Annotated in this window: 17 protein-coding genes; 16 read left to right on the top strand and 1 reads right to left on the bottom strand. The window is 33.0% G+C overall.

Translation table 11 applies throughout. The features are described from left to right. The first annotated feature begins 171 nt into the window (after positions 1–171). The 12 genes from BUC11_RS02840 (at position 172) to BUC11_RS02785 (ending at position 16468) form a co-directional block, all read left to right on the top strand. On the top strand, positions 172–936 hold the full coding sequence (locus tag BUC11_RS02840; protein WP_073351807.1) for a TIGR02757 family protein: 765 nt from the start codon (positions 172–174) through the stop codon (positions 934–936). Positions 937–1687: 751 nt separating this feature from the next. Then, positions 1688–2056: a response regulator transcription factor gene (locus tag BUC11_RS02835; RefSeq protein WP_073351696.1), complete on the top strand. Its 369-nt coding sequence runs from the start codon at positions 1688–1690 to the stop codon at positions 2054–2056. A gap of 33 nt (positions 2057–2089) precedes the next feature. Further along, entirely contained in the window at positions 2090–3193 is a 1104-nt protein-coding gene (locus tag BUC11_RS02830; RefSeq protein WP_073351695.1) for a HEAT repeat domain-containing protein, read from the top strand. Between the two features lie 2 nt (positions 3194–3195). Beyond that, positions 3196–4626, top strand: coding sequence for a glycosyltransferase family 2 protein (locus BUC11_RS02825; RefSeq protein WP_073351694.1), 1431 nt, complete (start codon positions 3196–3198; stop codon positions 4624–4626). An 11-nt stretch (positions 4627–4637) separates the two neighbouring features. Continuing rightward, positions 4638–7028 carry an LTA synthase family protein gene (locus tag BUC11_RS02820; protein ID WP_073351692.1) on the top strand — a complete coding sequence of 797 codons (2391 nt, stop codon included), beginning with the start codon at positions 4638–4640 and terminating at the stop codon, positions 7026–7028. Further along, entirely contained in the window at positions 7025–8290 is a 1266-nt protein-coding gene (locus BUC11_RS02815; RefSeq protein WP_073351690.1) for a YaiO family outer membrane beta-barrel protein, read from the top strand. Before BUC11_RS02820 ends, BUC11_RS02815 begins: the two co-directional genes overlap by 4 nt. Before the next feature lie 335 nt (positions 8291–8625). After that, complete coding sequence (locus BUC11_RS02810; RefSeq protein WP_073351688.1) at positions 8626–9687, top strand: hypothetical protein; 1062 nt, start codon at positions 8626–8628, stop codon at positions 9685–9687. Then, on the top strand, positions 9687–11129 hold the full coding sequence (locus tag BUC11_RS02805) for a glycosyltransferase family 2 protein (RefSeq protein ID WP_073351686.1): 1443 nt from the start codon (positions 9687–9689) through the stop codon (positions 11127–11129). The genes BUC11_RS02810 and BUC11_RS02805 overlap by 1 nt, the downstream gene beginning before the upstream one ends. Further along, entirely contained in the window at positions 11126–12394 is a 1269-nt protein-coding gene (locus BUC11_RS02800; RefSeq protein WP_073351685.1) for a YaiO family outer membrane beta-barrel protein, read from the top strand. The genes BUC11_RS02805 and BUC11_RS02800 overlap by 4 nt, the downstream gene beginning before the upstream one ends. Before the next feature lie 70 nt (positions 12395–12464). After that, entirely contained in the window at positions 12465–14633 is a 2169-nt protein-coding gene (locus BUC11_RS02795) for a DUF4838 domain-containing protein (protein ID WP_073351683.1), read from the top strand. A gap of 11 nt (positions 14634–14644) precedes the next feature. Next, positions 14645–15016: a response regulator transcription factor gene (locus BUC11_RS02790; RefSeq protein ID WP_073351681.1), complete on the top strand. Its 372-nt coding sequence runs from the start codon at positions 14645–14647 to the stop codon at positions 15014–15016. A 99-nt stretch (positions 15017–15115) separates the two neighbouring features. Next, positions 15116–16468 (top strand): DEAD/DEAH box helicase, encoded by a 1353-nt coding sequence (locus tag BUC11_RS02785; RefSeq protein WP_073351679.1) that lies wholly within the window; start codon positions 15116–15118, stop codon positions 16466–16468. 135 nt (positions 16469–16603) lie between these two features. Here BUC11_RS02785 and BUC11_RS02780 read toward each other — a convergent pair whose 3' ends face one another. Then, positions 16604–17716: a lactonase family protein gene (locus tag BUC11_RS02780; protein ID WP_073351677.1), complete on the bottom strand. Its 1113-nt coding sequence runs from the start codon at positions 17714–17716 to the stop codon at positions 16604–16606. Positions 17717–17898: 182 nt separating this feature from the next. Between BUC11_RS02780 and BUC11_RS02775 the strand changes: the two genes are divergently transcribed. The 4 genes from BUC11_RS02775 to BUC11_RS02760 all read left to right on the top strand — a co-directional run bounded on the left by BUC11_RS02775 (position 17899) and on the right by BUC11_RS02760 (position 22179). Then, complete coding sequence (locus tag BUC11_RS02775; protein WP_073351675.1) at positions 17899–19827, top strand: BatA domain-containing protein; 1929 nt, start codon at positions 17899–17901, stop codon at positions 19825–19827. Positions 19828–19858: 31 nt separating this feature from the next. After that, a complete protein-coding gene (locus BUC11_RS02770; protein ID WP_073351672.1) occupies positions 19859–21112 on the top strand; it encodes a dihydroorotase in 1254 nt (417 codons plus the stop codon). Between the two features lie 4 nt (positions 21113–21116). Further along, positions 21117–21455, top strand: coding sequence for a hypothetical protein (locus BUC11_RS02765; protein ID WP_073351670.1), 339 nt, complete (start codon positions 21117–21119; stop codon positions 21453–21455). Positions 21456–21528: 73 nt separating this feature from the next. Beyond that, positions 21529–22179, top strand: a complete 651-nt coding sequence (locus tag BUC11_RS02760) for an alpha/beta hydrolase (protein ID WP_073351669.1) — start codon at positions 21529–21531, stop codon at positions 22177–22179. Positions 22180–22229 lie beyond the last annotated feature (50 nt).

The raw sequence follows: 22229 nt of genomic DNA, 5'->3' as shown, positions 1-22229 counted from the left end.
TTTTTAGCAAAACCAACTGTCATTTCGACACGAACTTAACGGACACTAATTTAAATATACGAAGGTACTTTTAGTATCTTTTAAAAAAGAATTTTATTCTTTTCCTGCTACCTCTCGTTGATGGTATTATTTCTTATTAAATTTTCTACTTCGCTACCAAGCGCTCCAATCATGACAAAATCAGAACTTAAAGATTTTCTTGACGAAAAAGTACTTCAATACAATACATTTGATTTCCTAGAAAGTGATCCTGTACAAATTCCTCATTTATTTTCACAAAAAGAAGACATTGAAATTGCCGGTTTTTTAAGTGCCACTATTGCTTGGGGAAATCGCACAATGATCATCAAAAATTCGCACCGTATGATGGATTTGATGGGAAATGCGCCGTATGATTTTGTTATGTCACACAGCGAAAATGATTTAGAGCGAATGGAATCTTTTGTACATAGAACTTTCAATGGAGGTGATTTATCCAGCTTTATTAGAAGTTTGAAACATATCTATACCAATCATGGTGGCTTAGAGGCAGTTTTTAGCAAACATCAGGAAGCCCACTCCATGCAAAAAAGCATCCACGAATTCAAGAAAATATTTTTCGAGATTCCACATCAGTATCGAACCCAAAAGCACATATCGGATCCGCTAAATAACTCTGCGGCAAAACGAATCAACATGTACCTGAGATGGATGATCCGTCAAGATAATAAGGGAGTCGATTTCGGAATCTGGAAAACCATTTCAACGGCATCTTTATCCTGCCCTTTAGATGTCCATTCTGGAAATGTAGCAAGGAAATTGGGATTACTGACTCGGAAGCAAAATGATGGAAAAGCAGTCGCAGAGTTAGACTCGCAACTTCGAAAATTAGATAGTATAGATCCTGTTAAATACGACTTTGCTTTGTTTGGTTTAGGTGTATTTGAGGGTTTTTAGTACTCTACAGGGATATTTAAGTTTTTATATTACGATTATATCTATCTTTGTACCATATCGTTGCGACACAATAGTCCCCACTACTGTAATTGTGATATATGTACTTACAAAATTCAACTTAAAATTAACAAAAACATGAAAACCTACTTATGTCTTTTGCTGCGAAATAGTATTATGTTTAATAGTCTTTTTCGAACCCAATCAAATCACTCTCAGACCGGATTAAAAGATTCAATTTTCAGGTTCAATCTTGCCGAAGATAAGAGGATAAATATCATAAAACTTCTTTTTCTTTTTTCACTCGTACATTCTAATAATCTACCGTTATTTATGAATCCTGTTCGTGTAAATAAGTAGCCATTGCACTATTTTGAACATTATTTATTTTGTATAAAATCCTTTAAATTCTGAACAAAATTAACAATATCAGTACGTTGAGAAGTGTATCCCTATTTACAAAACCAAGAAATAGTTCGTATTTTGATTCATGTTGGATTAATAGGAACTTTGGTGATAAATCACTGAAATCAACTCGCTAAAACCAACAGAGATAATTTTACGTAAGTACAATGTTTCCTATCGTGTAATTAGACCTCACGCGCATAAAATAAAAAATAGTAAAAATCAAAGATGTGTTAAAAATTTACTTTGATACTAATCAAAATACAAATGGAAGAAAGCCCCAAGCTTTTACCAACAACCTACGAAAAATAATATTTTTGCTTTCGCAAAAAAACAAAGAGAATCTAATATGAATGGTGCTAAAAAAATTGTTCTCGCAGAAGATAATTCGATGCTTTCGATGTTACTTAAATTTAAATTAGAAAAAGAAGGATATTCGCTTTTTATAGCGGAGAATGGTAAGAAAACAATTGAATTAATTGAAGAACATAATCCAGAATTAATATTAACAGACATTATGATGCCTTTTGTCAGCGGACTAGAAGTGATCAGCCATGTGCGAAACACATTAAATCTCCTCACTCCTATTGTTGTTTTTTCAGCAGCAGGACAAGAGCAAATTGTTCTTAAAGCATTTGATCTAGGCGCCACTGATTTTATGAGTAAACCTTTAAGCCCAAACGAGCTAGTCTTGAGAGTAAAACGCTTGTTGAGTTAGATAAGTCCAATTGAATTACCCCAGAGTTTCGATATGAATACCTATTCCTTTTTAATTGACTATTTCAATGATTCTCCAACTATCATTCAAGCTGCTTGGATTATAATTGGTTTGTTTTCAATAATCATTATTGGTCTTATTTTTTATTTGAAATATTTAAGAGGCCATCTAAGAAAAAAAGAAAGGGTCACTATTGCCTATGAGCAAGAATATGAATCCGCTCTTATCACTTATCTCTATGCTGGAAATGAAGAAGAGACAATCAGTTCAGAGCAACAAGCGATTATTGATCTATTAAAAAACGATGCCAAAGAACCTTTTAAAAGGAAAATTTTAATTGCAGTTTTGGTCAAGTTGAAAAATGAAATTTCTGGTGAAGTTGCCGAGTCTATCCAAAATCTTTATTATCAAACGGAACTTGTCGATTATGCTTTATCTCGATTAAGTCATAAAAAATGGTTTGTAATTGCCAAAGGAATCCGAGAATTAAAACAATTTCAGATAAAAGAAGCTTATGATCAAGTAATAATTCACCTAAATCATCCTAGGCCAGAAGTCCGAAAGGAAATGCAATTGTATATGGTCAATTTATTTGATTTTGAAGGACTTACTTTTTTAGATTTATTAGAAACACCCCTTTCAGAATGGGATCAGATTCAATTATTGGAAATAGTGCAAAAATTAGAAAATCAAAACATTTCTAATATTGCGTCTTGGTTGAATTCTTCTAACGATTCCGTGATTATTTTTGCGCTAAAATTAGCCAAAATCTACAATCAATTGGAAGCAAAAAACGAGATCATTCAATTGTTGCATCACAGAAATAAAAAAGTACGACTAGATGCAATTGATGTACTAAGCTATTTAAATGTATTGGAAGCCAAAGAAATTTTAAAAACGGATTTACAAAAACGCAGTCAAGAAGAGCAAATCGCTGTTTTTAAAATGATGGAAAATTTATACGAAAGTGATGACGAATCCTTTATTATGAAATATATCAATCATGACCTTTTTGAAATAAAGATTATGGCCTTGAAAATTTTAAAAAGAATCAATCGAGAAAAATTCTGTGCTTTAAAAATCGAATCCGCTAACGATCCCTATTTGAGATTCGTTAATTTTATAGAAAACAATTAAGTATGGGAGATCCTATATTCCAAAATATAATTGAATTATTTCACTATTTGTTTTTTATTTTTAGTGCGACTGCCATTGCATCCTACCTTGTTCTTGCGTTTATTTCTGCAATAGAGACTATTGAATACAAGCGTAAAAACAGTTATGTTAATTACAAAGAAATAATGTCTTCTACTAGTGCTCCTTCCATTTCAATTATAGCACCAGCATACAATGAAAGTTTAAATATTGTTGAAAATGTGCGTTCTTTATTGTCTAATCACTATGTAAACTACGACGTAATTATAATAAATGACGGCAGTAAAGACGATAGCTTAGAGAAATTAATTGAAGTATATAATTTAGTCCAAGTAGATTACCTCATCAATGAACAAATCCCAACCCAACCCCTTAGAAACGGAATTTACAAATCAACTAATCCTGCATTTGAAAAACTAATTATCGTTGATAAAGTAAATGGAGGAAAAGCCGACGCATTAAACATGGGACTTAACATTAGTAACAGTGAATATGTGGCTTGTATAGATGTAGACTGTCTCCTATTAGAAGATTCCCTCCAAAAAATGATCAAACCATTTCTAGAAACAACAGATAGAAAAGTTATCGCTGCTGGAGGAGTAATTAGAATTGCAAATTCATGTGTGGTCAAAGGAGGTAAATTACACGATGTAAACTTTCCCAAAAAACTAATCGAACAGGGGCAAATTCTAGAATACATTCGCGCTTTTTTGTTAGGTAGAATGGCATGGAGTAGACTGAATGGTTTGCTGGTTATATCAGGTGCTTTTGGTTTATTTGATAAAAAAATAGCAATTGAGGTTGGCGGTTATGATAGAAATACCGTTGGTGAAGATATGGAACTTGTGGTGCGGATGAGAGCCTACATGGAAGAACAGAACAAAATATATAAAGTAGCCTATATTCCAGACCCACTTTGTTGGACAGAAGCTCCTGACAACTATAAAATATTTATTTCTCAAAGAAACAGATGGACTCGAGGAACAATTGAAACCTTAAGGAAACATCGCAAAATTGGATTTAATCCAAAATATAAAGTACTGGGTTTGATAAGTTATCCCTATTGGTTCTTTTTCGAAAGAATGGCACCTGTGATTGAATTTGTCGGCATACTGTACTTTGGAATTCTCACTGTATTTAATAAGATTAGGTGGGATTATGCATTTGCATTAATTATTTTAGCCTATTTATTTACAGTTTTCTTTTCTTTAATAGCATTGATTACAGAAGAGTTAACCTATCACCAGTATAAAAAGAAAGGAACTGGCATTCGTTTATTACAAATTGCTTTTTTAGAACCTTTTGTTAATCATCCTTTCATCTTATATGCCGCAATACGAGGAAATTTTGATTATTATTTTAACAAAAAAAAGAAATGGGGAGAAATGACCCGAAAAGGAATGACCAAAGCATAATTTATAGCGCAATGAAAATTAAATTTAATTATAAAAATAGTTTGGAATATCTTTATTCTACCGTTTCATTAATGCTTATATTTTGTCTATTAAGCTTAATTGAAATTTTCAAAAATTTCGAAATACAATTATTCCTATACAAATTATTAGATGATTTTTTTACAGGAATATTTATTGGTTTATTATTTTTCCCGCTCTATGTAGTATTAAAACAGGTAAAAAATTCTTTAGGAATAATGGTTATCCGATTCCTATTTTCCATCATTGCCTTAATCCAACTTGGTTTAATAGGATATAGCCTTACAACGCACATCAATCTTGGAGCTGATCTTCTTGGATACTCTTGGAGTGATATGTACACCACTGTTACTGCCTCTTTATCGTTATCTTTTTTACTATTTTTGCCGTTTATAATTCTTCCTATTGTTTATTTAGGATTAAACCGATTGTTGCAACAATATGGGCCTAAAGCCAACGCAAAAATTATACTTGTAGTCGTTTTATTATCGTGCAGTTTGAATTTTTTAGTAGCCAGCAATCAAAAACCTATTTCGCAGAATAAACTAAATTTCTTATTGAGTGACATTATAAGAGCCAAAAATGACCAAGCTTTTGCAAATGAAGGAAGCATGACTTTTAAGAAAGAATTTCCATTAGAAGAAGCCTCCGAAAATACTAAAGATGTTTTGGCTCCCTTTTTCACTATTAATAAAAATAATCCGAATATCGTATTCATCATTGTGGAAGGACTTGGCAGTGATTTTACAGATGATGGCGATTATAAAGGCTTCACGCCTTACCTCGATTCCTTGACAGAGAAATCACTTTATTGGGAAAATTTTGTAAGTAACTCAGGACGTACCTTTGGCGCGTTACCTTCATTGATGGGCTCCTTACCGTTTGGAGAAAATGGTTTCATGGAATTAAATCCGCTACCGAAACACAATTCGCTAATCAGTTTTCTAAAATCAAATGGATATGCTACCAGTTATTACTGTGGTGATGAATCGACATTTGACAGAAAAAGTACCTTTTTAGAATACAATGGTATCGATAAAATTATAGACATCAACAAATTTGGCCCCGGATATACTAAGACTAAAGCAAATTCAGGTGGTTTTTCTTGGGGGTATCCAGATGCTGAAATATACCGCAAAACATTATCCGAATTAAAAGACAATAAACAACCTAGATTGGATATTATAATGACGCTAACCAATCACGAACCTTTTGATTTCCCGTCCAAAAATATATATTTAGAAAAAGTAGAACGCATTCTAAAAACCAAATCCTATTTTGAAAAAAATAAACTAAAGGAATACAAAGACATATTTGCATGTCTTCTTTACACGGATAGTTCAATCAAAAACTTCATGGAAACGTATTCTAAAAGACCGGATTATGCAAATACCATTTTTATAATTACTGGAGACCACCGCTTAATTCCCGTGCCTCAAAAAGATAATTTATCTCGTTTTCACGTTCCGTTTTACATTTACAGTCCCCTATTGAAGAAAACAGCAAAATTTAAATCCATTTCTTCTCATTCTGATGTTACACCAAGTTTAGTCTCTTTTCTAACGAACAATTACAAATTCAATAAACCGGAAAAAACGACTTGGATCAGTAAAGGACTAGACACTGTAAGAGAATTTAGAAATATCCACAACATTGCGTTGATGCGATACAAAGGAAGTATTAGTGATTATATTTATAAAGACTATTTTTATTCTGATGGAGCGTTGTTTAAAATTGATGAAAATTTCAATGTTAGCGAAACAGATAACGATATGACCGAAAAAGTAAGTAGTTCATTTAATGATTTTAAAAAACTAAATTCATACGTAACAAAAAAGAACAAAATTACCAAAATTGCTTCCAGCTTTAAGAAACCAACGTATGAATTTACAACAGAGGAGCTATCGATCATTAAAAAACTAACTAAAGGATTGGATCCTGACCATATATTCTTTTTGGCTCGAGATTTAGCTTTCAAAAAAGAACGTGAAAAAGCACGACTATTATGCAATTATATTTTGAATGAACTTCCCAATTATGGAGACGTGCGAACGCTAAAAGGCCGAACCTTAGCTTGGGATGGCGATTATAAAAATGCTGAAATAGAATTACAAGAAGTTATACGCAGAACGCCTTATTATGGTGATTCCTACTTAGCACTAATGGATGTCTACTGGTGGTCTGGACAAAATAAAAAAGCAATTGACATTGGTAAAAAAGCATTAGGCAATCAAATAAACGATCCCGAATTAGGCTATAAATTGGCACAAGCTTATAAAAGAATGAATAATTTTAAAGAATCAAACAAGACTATTGACAGTCTTACCGCAAGAAGTCCTGAAAATAAAGAATACTCCAATTTTAAAAAATCCTTAAAAAAATGATTCCAAAAATAATTATAAAACTGACTTTTTTAATGGCGTTGTTGGGCTTCTTACAAATGCAAGGACAACAAAAAGCCTATAATGGAAACCCCGATACTTCCTTTGAAACAGCGCGGAACTTAGCGTTCAACCAGCAACGAAAACAAGCGCAAGATACTTTGCTAAATATATTGACCAAATATCCTGATTATCATGATATTCGTTTATTTTTGGGAACAACTTATTCTTGGGATGGAGATTATAAAAAAGCCAGAAAAGTATTTGCAAGTATTTTAGAGAAAGATTTACAGCACAAAGACACTTGGATTGCAGCAATTAAAAACGAATCATGGAGTGATTCATACTATGAAGCGCTTGAAATGGCTAACAAGGCGCTAAAAATATTTCCAAATGATTTAGAAATTGTTTTATTGAAGGCAACTGCTCTTACTAATACAAACAACGCGGTAGAGGCTCGAAATACTGTTAAAACGTATATTGCGCAAAATCCGGATGATAAAAAATCAAAAGAGTTTCTGAGCGATTTAAACAGCACCCTGCGAACTAACGATATAGGCTTGCGAGCTGCGGTAGATCTTTACTCAAAAACCTTTGACCCAATGCAATATTATACATTGAGTTATGCTAAGCAAACAAAATATGGCAGCATTATTGGAAAATATAATTTCAACCGCCGTTTTAATGAGAATGGTTCTCAAATAGAATTTGATTTATATCCTAAAATTGCAAAAGGCCTATATGCATACGTAAATGTAGGTTTTGCCAATACCTTCCTTTTTCCCGATTTAAGATATGGTGGGGAACTATACAAATCCCTGCCCCATAGTTTAGAAGTTTCGGCTGGTTTTAGAACTTTAAAATACAGTGCAACAACTACAATTTACACCGGTTCTATTGGTTGGTATACTGGAAACAGTTTTTGGTCCTTGCGGCCTAATTTTACTCCAGGTGACGGAGGTACTAGCACATCAGCAGCTTTAAATTATAGAAAATACCGCAGCAATGCCGAAAACTATTTGAGCTTTTTATTTAGCATGGGAGTGTCTCCTGAAGCCAATCAATTTATATTTGATGCTAACGATGCTGCCATTATTAACCTAAAAACACAGCGCTTTAATGTAGGTTACTTTTTTACCACTAACAAAAACAAAGAAGCTTGGAGTGCACAATTTGACGTAGCACATCAAGAAATAGCTTTTGATCCTGGCAATTATTTTTGGATTTATTCGCTAACCGTATCATGGAATCTAAAATTCAAATAAAGAGACCACGCTTTTCAAATACAATTTTAATTTGGTAAAATACTTCTTTTACTCCAGGAAAGAAGAATTTTGCTCCTTTATTAGACCCGAATTTGGAGTTAATGTTTAAAAAAAGTGTACCGTTTCCCTTTTAACTATAAAAATAGCTAAACTACTAAGTTCCTTTGAAAAGGATCAGGATTTGTTAAAATGAATTCCAAAAAACTACATCTTATTAAATCTATTCCGGTCTTTTTTTAGAATATGTCTTTTGAAGGATTTAAATGTTATACGTCGAAAATATTTTTTTTAGCTTTATTTTATTTGTAATATTAACTTATAAAACACTGCTAATCATGGACTTATTTCTTAAATACCTAGAAAATTACATTATTCCATTTATGGTGCTATTGACGGTGTTACTAGCCCTTATTTTACTATTAAGAAGAATACGCTATGAGCGTAATAAACCCCTTAAAGAATCAATAAGCAATAAGGCAGAGACGTTTTTGACGGAGATGATTCTCTCCAAACCGAATAGTGAAAAATTCAGAACAAAATTATCTCTTTTTAAAAAAGAGATTCCTTTTCATAAATCCTGGTGTAAGGAAATGATCATTACTGACATGATTCGTTTTAAGAGTAGTTTGAAGGGAAAGGTATCCGAGCAAATCACAATTTTTTATCAAGCTTTAAATCTTGATAAATATTCTGAAGGATTAATTCGCGATTTTAGAACTTTTTATAAATGTGAAGGATTTTTTCACTACCAAGCTTTAGAGTATAAAAAAGGAGGGTCTTTGATCAAAACGTATTTGAAACACCCCAATATTGTAATTCAATCAAATGCCAATATGGCCTACATCTCCTTGTCTGAAAATCACATGGAAAGTTTTCTGGAATTATCAGCAGAAATTTCGCAATTGAATATGATAAAAATTATGGACATATTGCATGAAAAAAAAATTCCAATTCCTAAAAACATTGATCAGTGGCTTATGACCACTAACGCTTCAGTTATAAAATTAGGACTTAAAATAATGGTTTATTACAATTATAGAAGCAGCGCCAAAGAAATTATTGAATCGATTCAAATAGAAGATAATAGCATAAAAAAAGAAGCTATTATTGCCATCCGAGAACTCTTTTTGATTGAAGCCAAAGAGGATTTAGTACGGATTTTTGACCAAGTAACACCTGAGCTCAAAATAGAAATAATAGAAACATTAAAGGTAATCGGCGATGAAAGTATGCTATCATTTCTAGAAAATATAATATCCTATGAATCCAATAAAGATCTAAAATTAAAAGCAGTTGACTGTTTAAATGAAATAGATAAAACAGGGTTAGATGTGCTAGCTACCCAAGATTATATCACCTCAAAAATGACAAAACATGTAAGAGCAATTTATATCTAATGATAAACAACTTCACCCATCAAATTATTTATTACTACGAAATTTTTATTTCGCTTTTTTCGCTTACTTATATTTTAATTTACATCGTCTTATCAATTCTCTCCTATTTTGCGATACTGAAACATCTCAGATACCAAAAATACATTTCGGAAGATATATTAATACGTTCAAATCATTTACTAGGCGTTTCCGTTGTAGCACCAGCTTTTAATGAAGGAGTTAGTATTGTCTATAATGTTAAATCTTTGTTGTCATTAACCTATCCTAAGTACGAAATTATTATAGTCAATGATGGCAGCACAGATGATACTTTAACCAAATTGATAACCGAATTTGAACTGGTTAAAGTTGATTTTTATTACCAAGAAAGAATCGTGACTATGCCCGTTCGAGGACACTATAAATCGACTAACCCTATATATTCAAAGTTGATGGTGGTGGATAAAGTGAACGGGAAAAGTAAAGCAGACGGTTCTAATGCTGGAATCAATTCGTCTCAATATCCCTTATTTTTATGCACGGATGTAGATTGCATTTTAAAAACAGATACCATTCTAAAATTAGCGAAACCATTTATGGAAAATGAAACACGAGTAATCGCGACAGGAGCTGGAATCAGAATTTCTAATTCTTGCGAGGTGAAAGAAGGCTTTTTGCATCAGGTACATTTTCCTAAGGACTGGTATCCTAGATTTCAGGAATTAGAGTATGTACGATCCTTCCTTTTTGGGAGGATGGCTTGGAGTCAAATCAATGGATTGTTATTAGTCTCAGGTGGTCTGGGAATGTTCGATAAAGAAATAGCGATAAAAGTTGGCGGTTACTGGCATAAATCATTAGGAGAAGATATGGAACTTATCACCCGGATGCGAAAACACATGCATGAAAAAAAAGAACCTTTTTTAATCAAATACATTCCAGAATCCTTGTGTTGGACCGAAGTTCCTGAAACTAGAAAAGTACTACTCAGACAACGGACTCGCTGGGCAAGAGGACTGATACAAACCCTGTACTTGCACCGAAAAATGTTTTTAAATCCCAAATATGGAAAAACAGCTTTTTTAATTTTGCCCTTCTTTTTTGTGTTCGAACTCTTAGTTCCTATCATAGAATTTCTGGGAATTATTGCGCTACTTATTGGTTTTTTAAACAATTCAGTAAATGTTGAATATCTTGTTTCAGTAGCGTTGTTTGTCTATCTTTTTTATTTATTGATTACGCTGATTTCTATTTTTATAGACGACTTATTGTATAAAAGTTATGCCAATTATAAAGAATTAGCAATCTTCATTTTTATGGCTATAATAGAGCCCTTTGTTTACCATCCATTAAATGTATATGCCTCATTGAAGGGATATTGGTTGTTTATCAGACAAACAGAACAAAAGTGGGGCGTCATGGTTCGAAAAGGATTTGTAACCACCCAAAAAGTAACATCATGATCCCAAACAAAATTCTAAGAACCGCCAGCTTCATACTAATTTTAGTATTTATGTCCCACCAAAATTTATCCGCACAAAAAATTGATTCGGATAGTTTGCTCAGAGTCATTGTAAAGGACATGCAAACAACTAAGAATTATGAAAAAAACATCCAAAGAGCATTGTTAGGAATAAAAATTGCTCCTACTTATGTAGATTATTATTTGCTTCTGGGACGTAATTATGATTTAGTAAAAAAGAATGACAGCGCGCGGTTTTATTATAAATATTACATTGGCAAAAGTCCAGCCAATGATGACGCCTTAAATTATTTAATAAACCTTGAATTGGAAACTAAAAATTACAAAGAAGCTGAAAGTATCATTGACAAAGCAATCGAATTACATCCAGAAAGTAAAAATTTTGAACAAAAAAAATTAACGGTCTTACAATTGCAAAAAGAGCAAAAAAGAGAGTATGAATATTTAAAAAAATTACAATTAAAAAACCCAAATGACGATGCTGTAAGGCAACTTATTTTTCAAATGGAGTCAAAGTTAAAATCAGACCGAATGGGCTCAACTTACAGCTACACCACTTTTGACAGGAAAGGATATGGCCCATGGCATTTATTAGGTTTTCAATATATAAGAGAGCGTCAGTGGGGATCATTGACTGGTCATATCAATTATGCAGATCGTTTATCCTCGGGACAAAGTATTGCAAATGGCATTCAATATGAATTAGAATCTTATCTTTTTACTGGTAAAAACAATTATTCCTATTTGGGTGCAGCTTACAGCAACGATCTTGTTTTTCCCAAATTGAGACTTGGATATTCCTTTTATCATAATTTTAAAAAAGGTTGGGAAGGCGATTTGGGCATTCGCTACTTAAAAACCCAAGATAATGACTTCACAACGGTTGTTCTTGGGGCCGGAAAATACATTGGCTCGTATTGGATTAATCTGAGAACTTTTATTCAAAGCGACAATAATAATTGGTATCCCGCAGTCAGTCTAAACATCAGGTATTACTTTGAAACTCGGTTTGATTATGTAACTTTGACATCTGGTTATGGTTCCTCTCCAGAAGAAAGAACCACTCTGGGACAATTCAATGAAAGAATTTCGCTTGATTCCTATCGCATGGGTGCAGGATATTACAAAATGTTCCACAAACACTATATAGCTGGCCTTCAAGTTACTTATAACAAGCAAGAATATGTTCGAAACTTAACACAAAATGAATTGGAATTATCGCTAATGTTGCAATATAAATTCTAAAAATATGTTTATCATACGGCTGAAAATAATTTATACGCTATTTTTTATAGTTCTTTTTAACTCGCAAGCTATGGCTCAATCTAATATTATAATTGAGAATGAAACAGAGAATGAAAATACGATTATCACTAACGACGAAATTGCCAAGCCTGCTGCGAAAATTTTAAAAACTTACTTAGATAAAAGTTTTACAAATCCATTTTTAGTTCAAACAAACGATGAACCTAAAAAAAAGGCTTCCTCCATTTACCTCGTTATTTCAAAGTTAAAAAATAAAAAAGACCAAAATAGTTTCAGCATCAAAAGTGATGAGAAGGATATTTATTTGATTGCACCCAATGAAAAACTTCTTCGATATGCCGTTTATACTTTACTTGAAAATTGGGGATTTAGAAAATTCACTGCAACAGACCTGTATATCCCAAAATTAAAAAGAGTGGTTTTTCCAAAGAATACGGAGAAAACACACCATCCTTCTTTTGAATACCGAGTGCTACTTTATCCAGATGCCTTTGATGAAGATTTCAGGGATTGGCATAAATTAGACTGGCATCTAAATGATTTTAGTATCTGGGGACATTCATTTCAGACCTTGTTACCTGCAAAAGAATTTTTTAAAACAAATCCTGAATTTTTTGCCTTTTATGAGGGAAAGCGAAGACCAGAATCGCTTTGTATGACCAATGAACTTGCAGTTGAAAAGGTCATAAAAAAAATTGCTGAAATTATTGCTGAAAATCCCAATGCATCATTTATATCGGTAAGTCAAAATGATGATGCCGTGTATTGTGAGTGTGAAAAATGCAAATCATTAAATGAAAAACACGGCGGACCACAAGGTTCTCTATACTTTTTTCTCAACAAAATTGCCAAACATTTTCCTAAAACAAAAATAGCCACTCTGGCATACCAACATACTTATAAAGCCCCCATAAATTTAAAAATACAACCTAATATTTATACCTTATTTTGTCCAATCGAATTGAATAGAGGAAAATCAATAGCAGCCGATCTTGAAAACAAAACCTTTATTAAAGTATTGCACAACTGGGGGAAAACTACCTCTAATTTGTATTTATGGGATTATACGGTTCAATTTTCAAACTACCTAGCTCCATTTCCAAACTTTCATACTTTTTCGGATAACTATAAACTTTTCAAACAAAACAATGTGAAAGGAGTATTTGTCCAAGGTTATGCAGATGTTCCTGGAGATTTTTCGGAATTGAGACAGTATCTTTTAGCTAAATTATTGTGGAACACAGAAATAGATTTGGAAGACACCACAGATGACTTCTTAAGAGGATTCTATGGTAATGCCGCCTCTTCGGTGAAAGAATATCTCAATTTATTGACTGAAAATCAAGAAAATTCAAACCGACCTTTAGACATTTACTCTGGTCCAATTCAAAACAGAAATACCTTTTTATCACCAAAAGCGATCGACCAATATGACCAATTACTGAATGAAGCGGCGATGTCAGTAAGTGAAGATCCTGTTTTATCTTCCAGAATAAATAAATTAAGACTCACGCTAGAATATGTATTTTTTGAACAGTCTAAGTTTTATGGCACTGATAAACACGGAATGTTCGTGATCAATACTGAAGGAAAAAAAGAAGTAAAAGCAGGACTTACTGAAAGAGTACTCCAATTTGCAGAAGCCTGCAAGGTATTGGGAATTTATGAACTGAGCGAGGAGGGACTATCTCCCAATAAATATTATGAAAACTGGCTAGAAATTACTAAAAACACAGCCACCCACCTTGGAGAAAAACTAGAAGTTAATTTTCTAACTCCGCCAGCAATTGAATATTCTGCAAAAGGAAGCTCCTCACTAGTAGATGGAATTAAAGGGCATACGGACTACAATATCAATTGGATTGGATGGTATGGAAACAATCCCGAAATAGAATTGATAACCAATAGATTAGATTTTAATCACATTCAACTTCACTTTTTAGATAACCAACGAAATTGGATTTTTATTCCAAAAAAAATTACACTATTTGGATATAAAAACAAAAAATGGAATTTGATAACTGAAAAAAAAATCGTAAATTTAGTAGAAAATTATGAAGTAAAAACCAGCGAAATAGGGTTAGCAGATACAAGTTTCCATTCTTTTGACAAAATTAAATTAGTCATACAAAACCAAGATGATTTACCTGCTTGGCGAAAGCGAAAAAATAAAAAACCAATGGTAATGATTGACGAGATTGAGCTTTATAACAAATAAAATATCTCAAGATGAATAGCGACAAAAAAATACTGATCATTGAAGATGATGAACTAATGATTAAAATACTTCTGTTCATTTTAAGTAAGGAAGGATATCAGCTGACCGTCTTGAAAGATGGACTGAATGCTATTGAGCAATTGCATGACATAAATCCAGACATGGTGATCACTGATTTGCTATTGCCTTATAAATCTGGCTTGGAGGTAATCAGTTTTGTCAGAAGCCATTTTGATAAAAAAGCTATAATTGCGTTATCCAGTTTAGGCGAAGAAGAAAATTCTGTTAGCGAAGCATTTAAACTAGGCGCTGATGATTTTATTGCAAAACCGTTTAATCCAAATGAATTAGTGTTACGTGTAAAGCGATTATTAAATAATTAGCTTCCTAAAAAAGTTGAAAATAGAATCAAAAATGGTTAGAATCCACTTGATTTTCCTCATTACTTTCAAAAAGACTATCTTTGCAAAAAATTTAAGCAAATGACTACTTTTGAGCAATTCAATCTTCCTAAATCCGTACAAAAAGCGATAGACGATCTAGGATTTACAACTCCTACTCCTATTCAGGAAAAAACTTTTTCTGTGATTATGTCAGGAAGAGATATGATGGGAATCGCTCAAACAGGGACTGGTAAAACATTTGCTTACCTTTTGCCTTTGCTGAAACTATACAAATTTACTCCAGGACATACTCCCAAAATAGTGATTCTGGTTCCTACACGGGAGCTTGTAGTTCAAGTCGTGGAAGAAGTGGAGAAATTGACAAAATACATGTCGGTTCGAACGATTGGAATTTTTGGAGGTGTTAATATCAACACCCAAAAAACTGCCGTTTACAAAGGTTGCGATATTCTTGTAGGTACTCCAGGAAGAATCATGGATTTAACATTAGATAATGTGATTCGTTTTGAAGAAATGCAAAAGCTAGTAATTGATGAGTTTGACGAAATGCTAAATTTAGGTTTCCGTACTCAGCTTACATCAATTTTGGCCATGATGCCTAAAAAACGTCAAAATATTCTGTTCTCAGCAACGATGACGGATGAAGTAGATGCTATTTTGAATGACTATTTTGATTACCCTCAAGAAGTTACACTTTCTGCCTCCGGTACACCATTAGAGAATATTAAGCAAACAGCCTATCAAGTTCCTAATTTTAATACCAAAATAAATCTTCTAAAACACCTATTGCAAAACAACGAAGACATGAGTCGTGTTTTGGTATTTGTGAATAATAAGAAAATTTCAGATATGGTTCATGAGCGCATCGAGGAAGATTTTGAGGATCAATTTGGAGTAATCCACTCCAATAAATCTCAAAACTATCGTTTGAGTACCATGGCTTCGTTCCAAGAAGGAAATTTACGTGGTCTAATTACGACGGACATTATGGCAAGAGGTCTGGACATTTCTAACATTACCCATGTTGTGAACTTCGAAATGCCCGAATTACCTGAATTGTATATGCACCGAATCGGTAGAACAGGTCGTGCCGATGCAAAAGGAACCGCAATTAGCATGATTGCCCCTCGCGAAGAGGAATATAAAGTAGAAATCGAAGTGCTGATGAATATGGAATTAGCCATCGAATCCTTTCCAGACACAGTTGAAATTTCCTCGAAATTAATCGAACCTGAAAAAGACAGACAACCGATTAAGTTTATGATGAAAAAACAAAAACTAGACGGAGACGGTGCTTTTCAGGAGAAAAGTAAAAAGAATAAGAAAGTCAACTTAGGTGGACCTGGGGTAACTAAGAAAAAAACGCACGGTTCTGTAAATAGAAACATGCTAAAAACAAGAGATAAAAAGAGAAAAGACAAGAATAAATAGAGATCGGTATTCCGTTTCTTAATCCTGATTTCTTTCTGACCATCGGGGACAAAAAATAAAAAAAATAATCTATAGTAAAAAAGGGTTGAAAAATGGAAATCATTTTTCAACCCTTTTTTCTTGAATTGATAGTTTTTAATTCTTTGTAAAAACTAAGCAAACCGGAGAACACAAAGCAATCTTTTTTCCAATATCCATTAGAGCTCCCGTAGTTTTATTTCTTTTAAAAATTACAATATCATTGGTATATTGATGTGCTACCAAAAGAAAATTCCCAGTTGGATCAATTGCAAAATTTCTGGGTCCTTTTCCCAGCGTGCTGGTTTGACCTTTCAGTAGTAATTTTCCGCTTTTAAGAATTTTAAAAATTGTTATGTCATTGGCTTCACCACGATTAGAAGCATATAAAAACTTCCCATCCGGAGAAATATGAATATCCGCAGAACTAAATGTTCCTTTGAAATCTTTAGCTAAAATAGTGGTTTCATCAATCTTTGTCAATATACCATTGAAATAACTAAATACCGTTAAGGCACCATTGAGTTCCTGTAATAAATAGACAAACTTTCCGTTTTTACTGAATGTCAAATGTCTAGGCCCACTACCCGATTGTACTGAAACACTATCTTTCAGTTCTAAAACAGTTTGTTCAGCATTAGGATTATAGGCATAAGAATACACTTTGTCATTCCCTAAATCATTAGACAAAACAAACTTTTGATCTGGAGTGAAATGAACCATGTGTACGTGCGGACCTTCTTGCCTTTGCGTATTACTTCCTTTTCCATAATGCTGGATTACTTGCTTTGCCTCAGCAAGACTTCCATCATTATTTTTACCAAAAACGGAAATAGTCCCGCCAGAATAAGTAGCAACTATTACATTTTTTTCATCATTGATAATGTAACATGGATCAGCTCCCTTTGAACTTTGCTTGTTGATTAATGCTAATTTTCCGCTTGTTGAATTATATCGAAAAGAGCTTACTGCACTTTCAGCTCCAAATTCATTTACGGAATACACAAAATTATTATCTTTTGAAACCGACAAATAACTTGGATTTATCACCTTTTCAGTAGCATTTTTAAAACTGAAATCACCTATTCTTGAATCAAATTCATACACATAAATTCCTTTACTATCACAACTTTGGGTATAGGTCCCTACCAGTAAATTCAATTTATTTTTTTGTGCTTGAACACTCGAAAAAATTAAAATTAAAAGAACTACAGCAAACGAATTTCTCATGTTTGTAAATTTTATTTAAAAGCTAAAATACATATTAAATTCATAATGATTGTCAATTGTTTCTTCCTTTGAAAAATTATAACATCTTCACTTAAAACTGTCAACAAATTTGTATTTTTGACTCAGAAAATTCAATGAACACCGTTGAAGATAAAATCTAGTGAAGTAAACTTAACCACAGAATGCATTTTAAACATCCCGAAAATCTATATTTTCTGTTCGCGTTGATCATACCAATAGTGGTTCATTTGTTTCAATTACGTCGTTTCAAAAAAGAATATTTTACCAATGTTCGCTTCTTAAAAGCACTTTCTATTCAAACTAGAAAAAGCTCTAAAATTAAGAAATGGTTGCTTCTTGCGTGCCGTCTATTGTTGCTATTTTTTGTTATCATTGCTTTTACACAACCTTTTTTTGAATCCAAAGACAATAAAAATGCCAACAATGAATTGTATATTATTTTGGATAATTCCTTTAGCATGCAAGCCAAAGGTAAAAAAGGGGAGCTACTAAAACGAGCGGTCCAAGATTTGCTGGAAGAAACCCCTAAAAACAAAAATTTCTCTTTGCTTACTAATGAAGAAAATTATTGGAATACGGATATTAAGTCGATTCGAGCTACTTTACAAAATCTAAAACACAGCGCCTCTCCTTTCCAATTGGACAATATCCTAGCCCAATTAAAAGCCCATAAAAGCGCTTATAAAAAGGATATCATAATCATTACCGACGGAATTGGCCTTGATCAAAAACAATTGAAAAATGTCGCGTTAAAAGATGACCCTATTTTTATCATCCCAAAGGCAGAACAAAAAAATAACGTTTCCATTGACAGCGTTTTCATCGATAAAACACTTAATGATTTTTATGAGATAAGTATCCAACTAAGCGGATATGGAGAGGATTTCGATCCCATTCCAGTTTCGTTATACAACAATAATACGCTTATTGCAAAAACGACAGTACCACTAGAAACATCCAAAAAACGTATTAATTTCACCATTCCAAAACAAGCTTTTCATGGCTATGTTTCAATTATTGACAATGGCTTAACTTATGATAACACCTATTATTTTAGTATATCAAAAATAAAAAAAACAAATGTTATCAGCATTGGTGAACCGGCGAAAAACAATTTCCTATCTCGGATTTATACCGCAGAAGAATTCAATTTCAACACCTCTACTTTAAGTGCCTTGGATTATAATAAACTAGAGGATCAAGATGCTATTGTATTAAATGAATTAGATGAAATCCCCCAAGCTTTAACAACCACTTTAAAATCTTTTGTACAAAAAGGCGGGAATTTAATTCTGATTCCATCGGCAGAAGGTTCCATCACAAATTTGAATTCTTTTGTATCCAATTTTGGATCCCTGAAATTTAATACGCTAGAGAATAACGAAAAACAAATTACAAAAATCAACTTCAATCATCCCATTTACAATAGTGTTTTCGAGAAAAAAGTGATAAATTTTCAATATCCTAAAACAAAAAAATCGTTTTCTTTAACGAGTTCAAATCCAGCTGTTTTATCCTATGAAGATCAAAGCATTTTTTTGACTTCAACCAACAATCCAAGCGGTAAAGTAGCCGTCTTTGCAGCTCCGATTTCTCTTGAGAACTCAAATTTTCAACAATCTCCGCTTATTGTCCCTACTTTTTATAAAATGGCAATGTACAATCCAAATAATGGTATTGATGCTTTGATTATAGGAAATAATACCCCCCATTGGACTGAAGTATCCTTGGATAAAGACGCAATTTTGACGGTACAAGGTTCCGATGAAGAATTTATTCCTCTGCAACAGATCCTGACTAACAAAGTCAAAATGACTTTCAATGATTTTCCTAAACAGGCGGGTAATTTTAAAATCCTCCGTAAAAAAGAATGGATTGAAAACATAAGTTTTAATTATGGCAGAACCGAAAGTGATTTGGCTTCAGCCAATCAAAGCAATTTCTCCGACTTTAAAACAACGGAATCCATACAATCGTTTTTTGATACACTACAATCTGATCGAACGGATAATCAAATCTGGAAATGGTTTGTTATCTTTGCACTGTTATTTCTCATTGCAGAAATGGCAATTATAAGATTCGTAAAATAGTTAACGAAGTTCAAATAATTAAAATAAATCTATGAAATTTATCATCAGAAGCGCCAAAATTATCGATTCAAAAAGTCCTTTTCACAATAAGACTGTAGATATTTTAATTGTTGATGGTCTTATAAAAAAAATAGGAACTTCGCTTTCAAATTCTGAAAATGCCGAAGAGATAAAACTTGATAATTTGCATGTTTCTCAAGGTTGGTTTGATTCTAGTGTTTGCCTAGGGGAACCCGGTTTTGAAGACCGAGAAACGATAGCAAATGGACTTACCGTGGCAGCTAAAAGTGGTTTTACAGCAATAGCGTTACAACCAAACTCCTTCCCTATTATTGACAATCAGTCCCAAGTAAATTTTGTGTTAAATAAAGCATTAGGATGTGCAACACAACTTTATCCTATTGGTGCTTTAAGCAAAGAAAGTGCCGGAAAAGACATGGCTGAATTATACGATATGAAAAAAGCAGGTGCCATTGCTTTTGGAGATTATAATAAAAGTCTTGACAATGCTAATTTGCTGAAAATTGCATTGCAATACGTTCAGGATTTTGATGGATTAATTGTGGCTTTTTCCCAAGACGAAAATATAAAAGGAAATGGAGTGGCAAATGAAGGTATTGTTTCTACTCGATTAGGATTAAAAGGAATTCCCAACCTTGCCGAAGAATTACAAATTGCAAGAAATTTATTCCTTTTAGAATACACCGGTGGGAAATTACATATACCTACGATTTCTACTAAAAAATCCGCTCAATTAATCAAAGATGCAAAAGCCAATGGTCTGCAGGTAACGTGCAGTGTTGCCGTGCATCATTTAGTTTTAACAGATGAAAAATTAGAAGGTTTTGATACCAGATATAAAGTTTCACCGCCGCTTAGAACTGAAACGGATAGAAAAGCATTACTGAAAGCAATAAAAGATGGAACGATTGACATGATTACCTCCGATCATAACCCAATGGATATTGAGCATAAAAAAATGGAATTTGATGGAGCCAAAAATGGAACAATAGGACTAGAAAGCGCTTTTGGTGCGTTGATGACTGTCTTGCCATTAGAAATTGTAATTGAGAAATTGACCGCCGGGAAAACATCATTTGGCATTGAAATGCAAACTATAGATGAAGGTTCAAAAGCAAACATGACCTTATTTAATCCAGAACCAAAAACTATTTTTACAAAAACAGCAATCCTTTCAAAATCTAAAAATTCTGCATTTTTAGGAATAGAAATAAAAGGAAAAGTATATGGGATTGTGAATCAAGCAAAATTAATTTTAGCATAGAAAAATGAACAATAATAATAACAACACCTCTGAATCAGGAAAAACAGCTGCTATAACGAGTTATATTTTAGGAATTGGCGTTTTTATAGCCATGTCCATGAACTCAGAAGATAAAAATGCATTTGCTTCCTTCCACATTAGACAAGGACTCGGACTCACCTTAACATTTATATCACTAGGCCTTATCATCAGTAATTTTGACAGTTTACTGATTTCAGCACCCATGTGGATTTTTGTACTAGTTCTATGGTCTTATGGCATTACCAGCGCCATAAAAGGCGAAACAAAGCCTGTTCCCTTACTAGGAGCTTATTTTCAAAAATGGTTATCCAACATATCCTAAATTTAATTTCAAAGTGCTATATCCTTATCACTTTTTCAAACTATGATAAAGATTCTTAAAACAATAAATAAAAATGAATTTATCTTTAGAATATAAAATACGCGAGCCCAAAGTAAAATTAGATAAAAACCCACTTTTGCTTCTACTTCATGGATACGGCAGCAACGAAGCTGATTTATTTTCATTTTCAACTGAGCTTCCTGATGAATATTATATAATTTCAGCCCGTGCACCGTACGACATGCAATATGGCAGCTATGCTTGGTACGCAATCAATTTTGATGCAGACCAAAATAAGTTTTCCGACCACGATCAAGCTAAAGTTTCCAGAGATTTAATTGCAGGATTTATTGACGAATTGATTCAAACCTATCCAATTGATCCTGAAAAAGTAACTTTAGTTGGCTTTAGTCAAGGATCGATTTTAAGTTATGCTGTGGCGCTCTCCTATCCAGAAAAGGTCCAAAAAGTAGTGGCTATGAGTGGCTATTTGAATTTAGAAATTGTTAACGATGATTACCTTAAAAATACTTTTAACAATTTAAAAATATTTGCTTCGCACGGTACTTCAGACCAAGTTATCCCTGTAGCATGGGCTAGGAAAACACCTGCAATATTAGAAAATTTAGGAATTGACATAACGTACAAGGAGTATCCAATAGGCCATGGAGTGGCACCGCAAAATTTTTATGATTTCAAAAGTTGGCTTGTGGACCATAAATAAATAATTTTCAATCGCAGTTTCACTAAGTGAACTATCTGCGATTGAAATTT

It is taken from the genome of Flavobacterium xanthum (assembly GCF_900142695.1).
Classification (GTDB): domain Bacteria; phylum Bacteroidota; class Bacteroidia; order Flavobacteriales; family Flavobacteriaceae; genus Flavobacterium; species Flavobacterium xanthum.
This window is presented reverse-complemented; position numbering and strand designations above follow the sequence as displayed.

Excerpts from the sequence above, each read along its gene's own strand:
- BUC11_RS02825 (WP_073351694.1), top strand. The coding sequence starts at position 3,196 with ATGGGAGATCCTATATTCCAAAATATAATTGAATTATTTCACTATTTG.
- BUC11_RS02790 (WP_073351681.1), top strand. The coding sequence starts at position 14,645 with ATGAATAGCGACAAAAAAATACTGATCATTGAAGATGATGAACTAATG.
- BUC11_RS02820 (WP_073351692.1), top strand. The coding sequence starts at position 4,638 with ATGAAAATTAAATTTAATTATAAAAATAGTTTGGAATATCTTTATTCT.
- BUC11_RS02835 (WP_073351696.1), top strand. The coding sequence starts at position 1,688 with ATGAATGGTGCTAAAAAAATTGTTCTCGCAGAAGATAATTCGATGCTT.
- BUC11_RS02800 (WP_073351685.1), top strand. The coding sequence starts at position 11,126 with ATGATCCCAAACAAAATTCTAAGAACCGCCAGCTTCATACTAATTTTA.
- BUC11_RS02770 (WP_073351672.1), top strand. The coding sequence starts at position 19,859 with ATGAAATTTATCATCAGAAGCGCCAAAATTATCGATTCAAAAAGTCCT.
- BUC11_RS02780 (WP_073351677.1), bottom strand. The coding sequence starts at position 17,716 with ATGAGAAATTCGTTTGCTGTAGTTCTTTTAATTTTAATTTTTTCGAGT.
- BUC11_RS02775 (WP_073351675.1), top strand. The coding sequence starts at position 17,899 with ATGCATTTTAAACATCCCGAAAATCTATATTTTCTGTTCGCGTTGATC.
- BUC11_RS02765 (WP_073351670.1), top strand. The coding sequence starts at position 21,117 with ATGAACAATAATAATAACAACACCTCTGAATCAGGAAAAACAGCTGCT.
- BUC11_RS02815 (WP_073351690.1), top strand. The coding sequence starts at position 7,025 with ATGATTCCAAAAATAATTATAAAACTGACTTTTTTAATGGCGTTGTTG.
- BUC11_RS02810 (WP_073351688.1), top strand. The coding sequence starts at position 8,626 with ATGGACTTATTTCTTAAATACCTAGAAAATTACATTATTCCATTTATG.
- BUC11_RS02840 (WP_073351807.1), top strand. The coding sequence starts at position 172 with ATGACAAAATCAGAACTTAAAGATTTTCTTGACGAAAAAGTACTTCAA.
- BUC11_RS02760 (WP_073351669.1), top strand. The coding sequence starts at position 21,529 with ATGAATTTATCTTTAGAATATAAAATACGCGAGCCCAAAGTAAAATTA.
- BUC11_RS02830 (WP_073351695.1), top strand. The coding sequence starts at position 2,090 with ATGAATACCTATTCCTTTTTAATTGACTATTTCAATGATTCTCCAACT.
- BUC11_RS02805 (WP_073351686.1), top strand. The coding sequence starts at position 9,687 with ATGATAAACAACTTCACCCATCAAATTATTTATTACTACGAAATTTTT.
- BUC11_RS02785 (WP_073351679.1), top strand. The coding sequence starts at position 15,116 with ATGACTACTTTTGAGCAATTCAATCTTCCTAAATCCGTACAAAAAGCG.
- BUC11_RS02795 (WP_073351683.1), top strand. The coding sequence starts at position 12,465 with ATGGCTCAATCTAATATTATAATTGAGAATGAAACAGAGAATGAAAAT.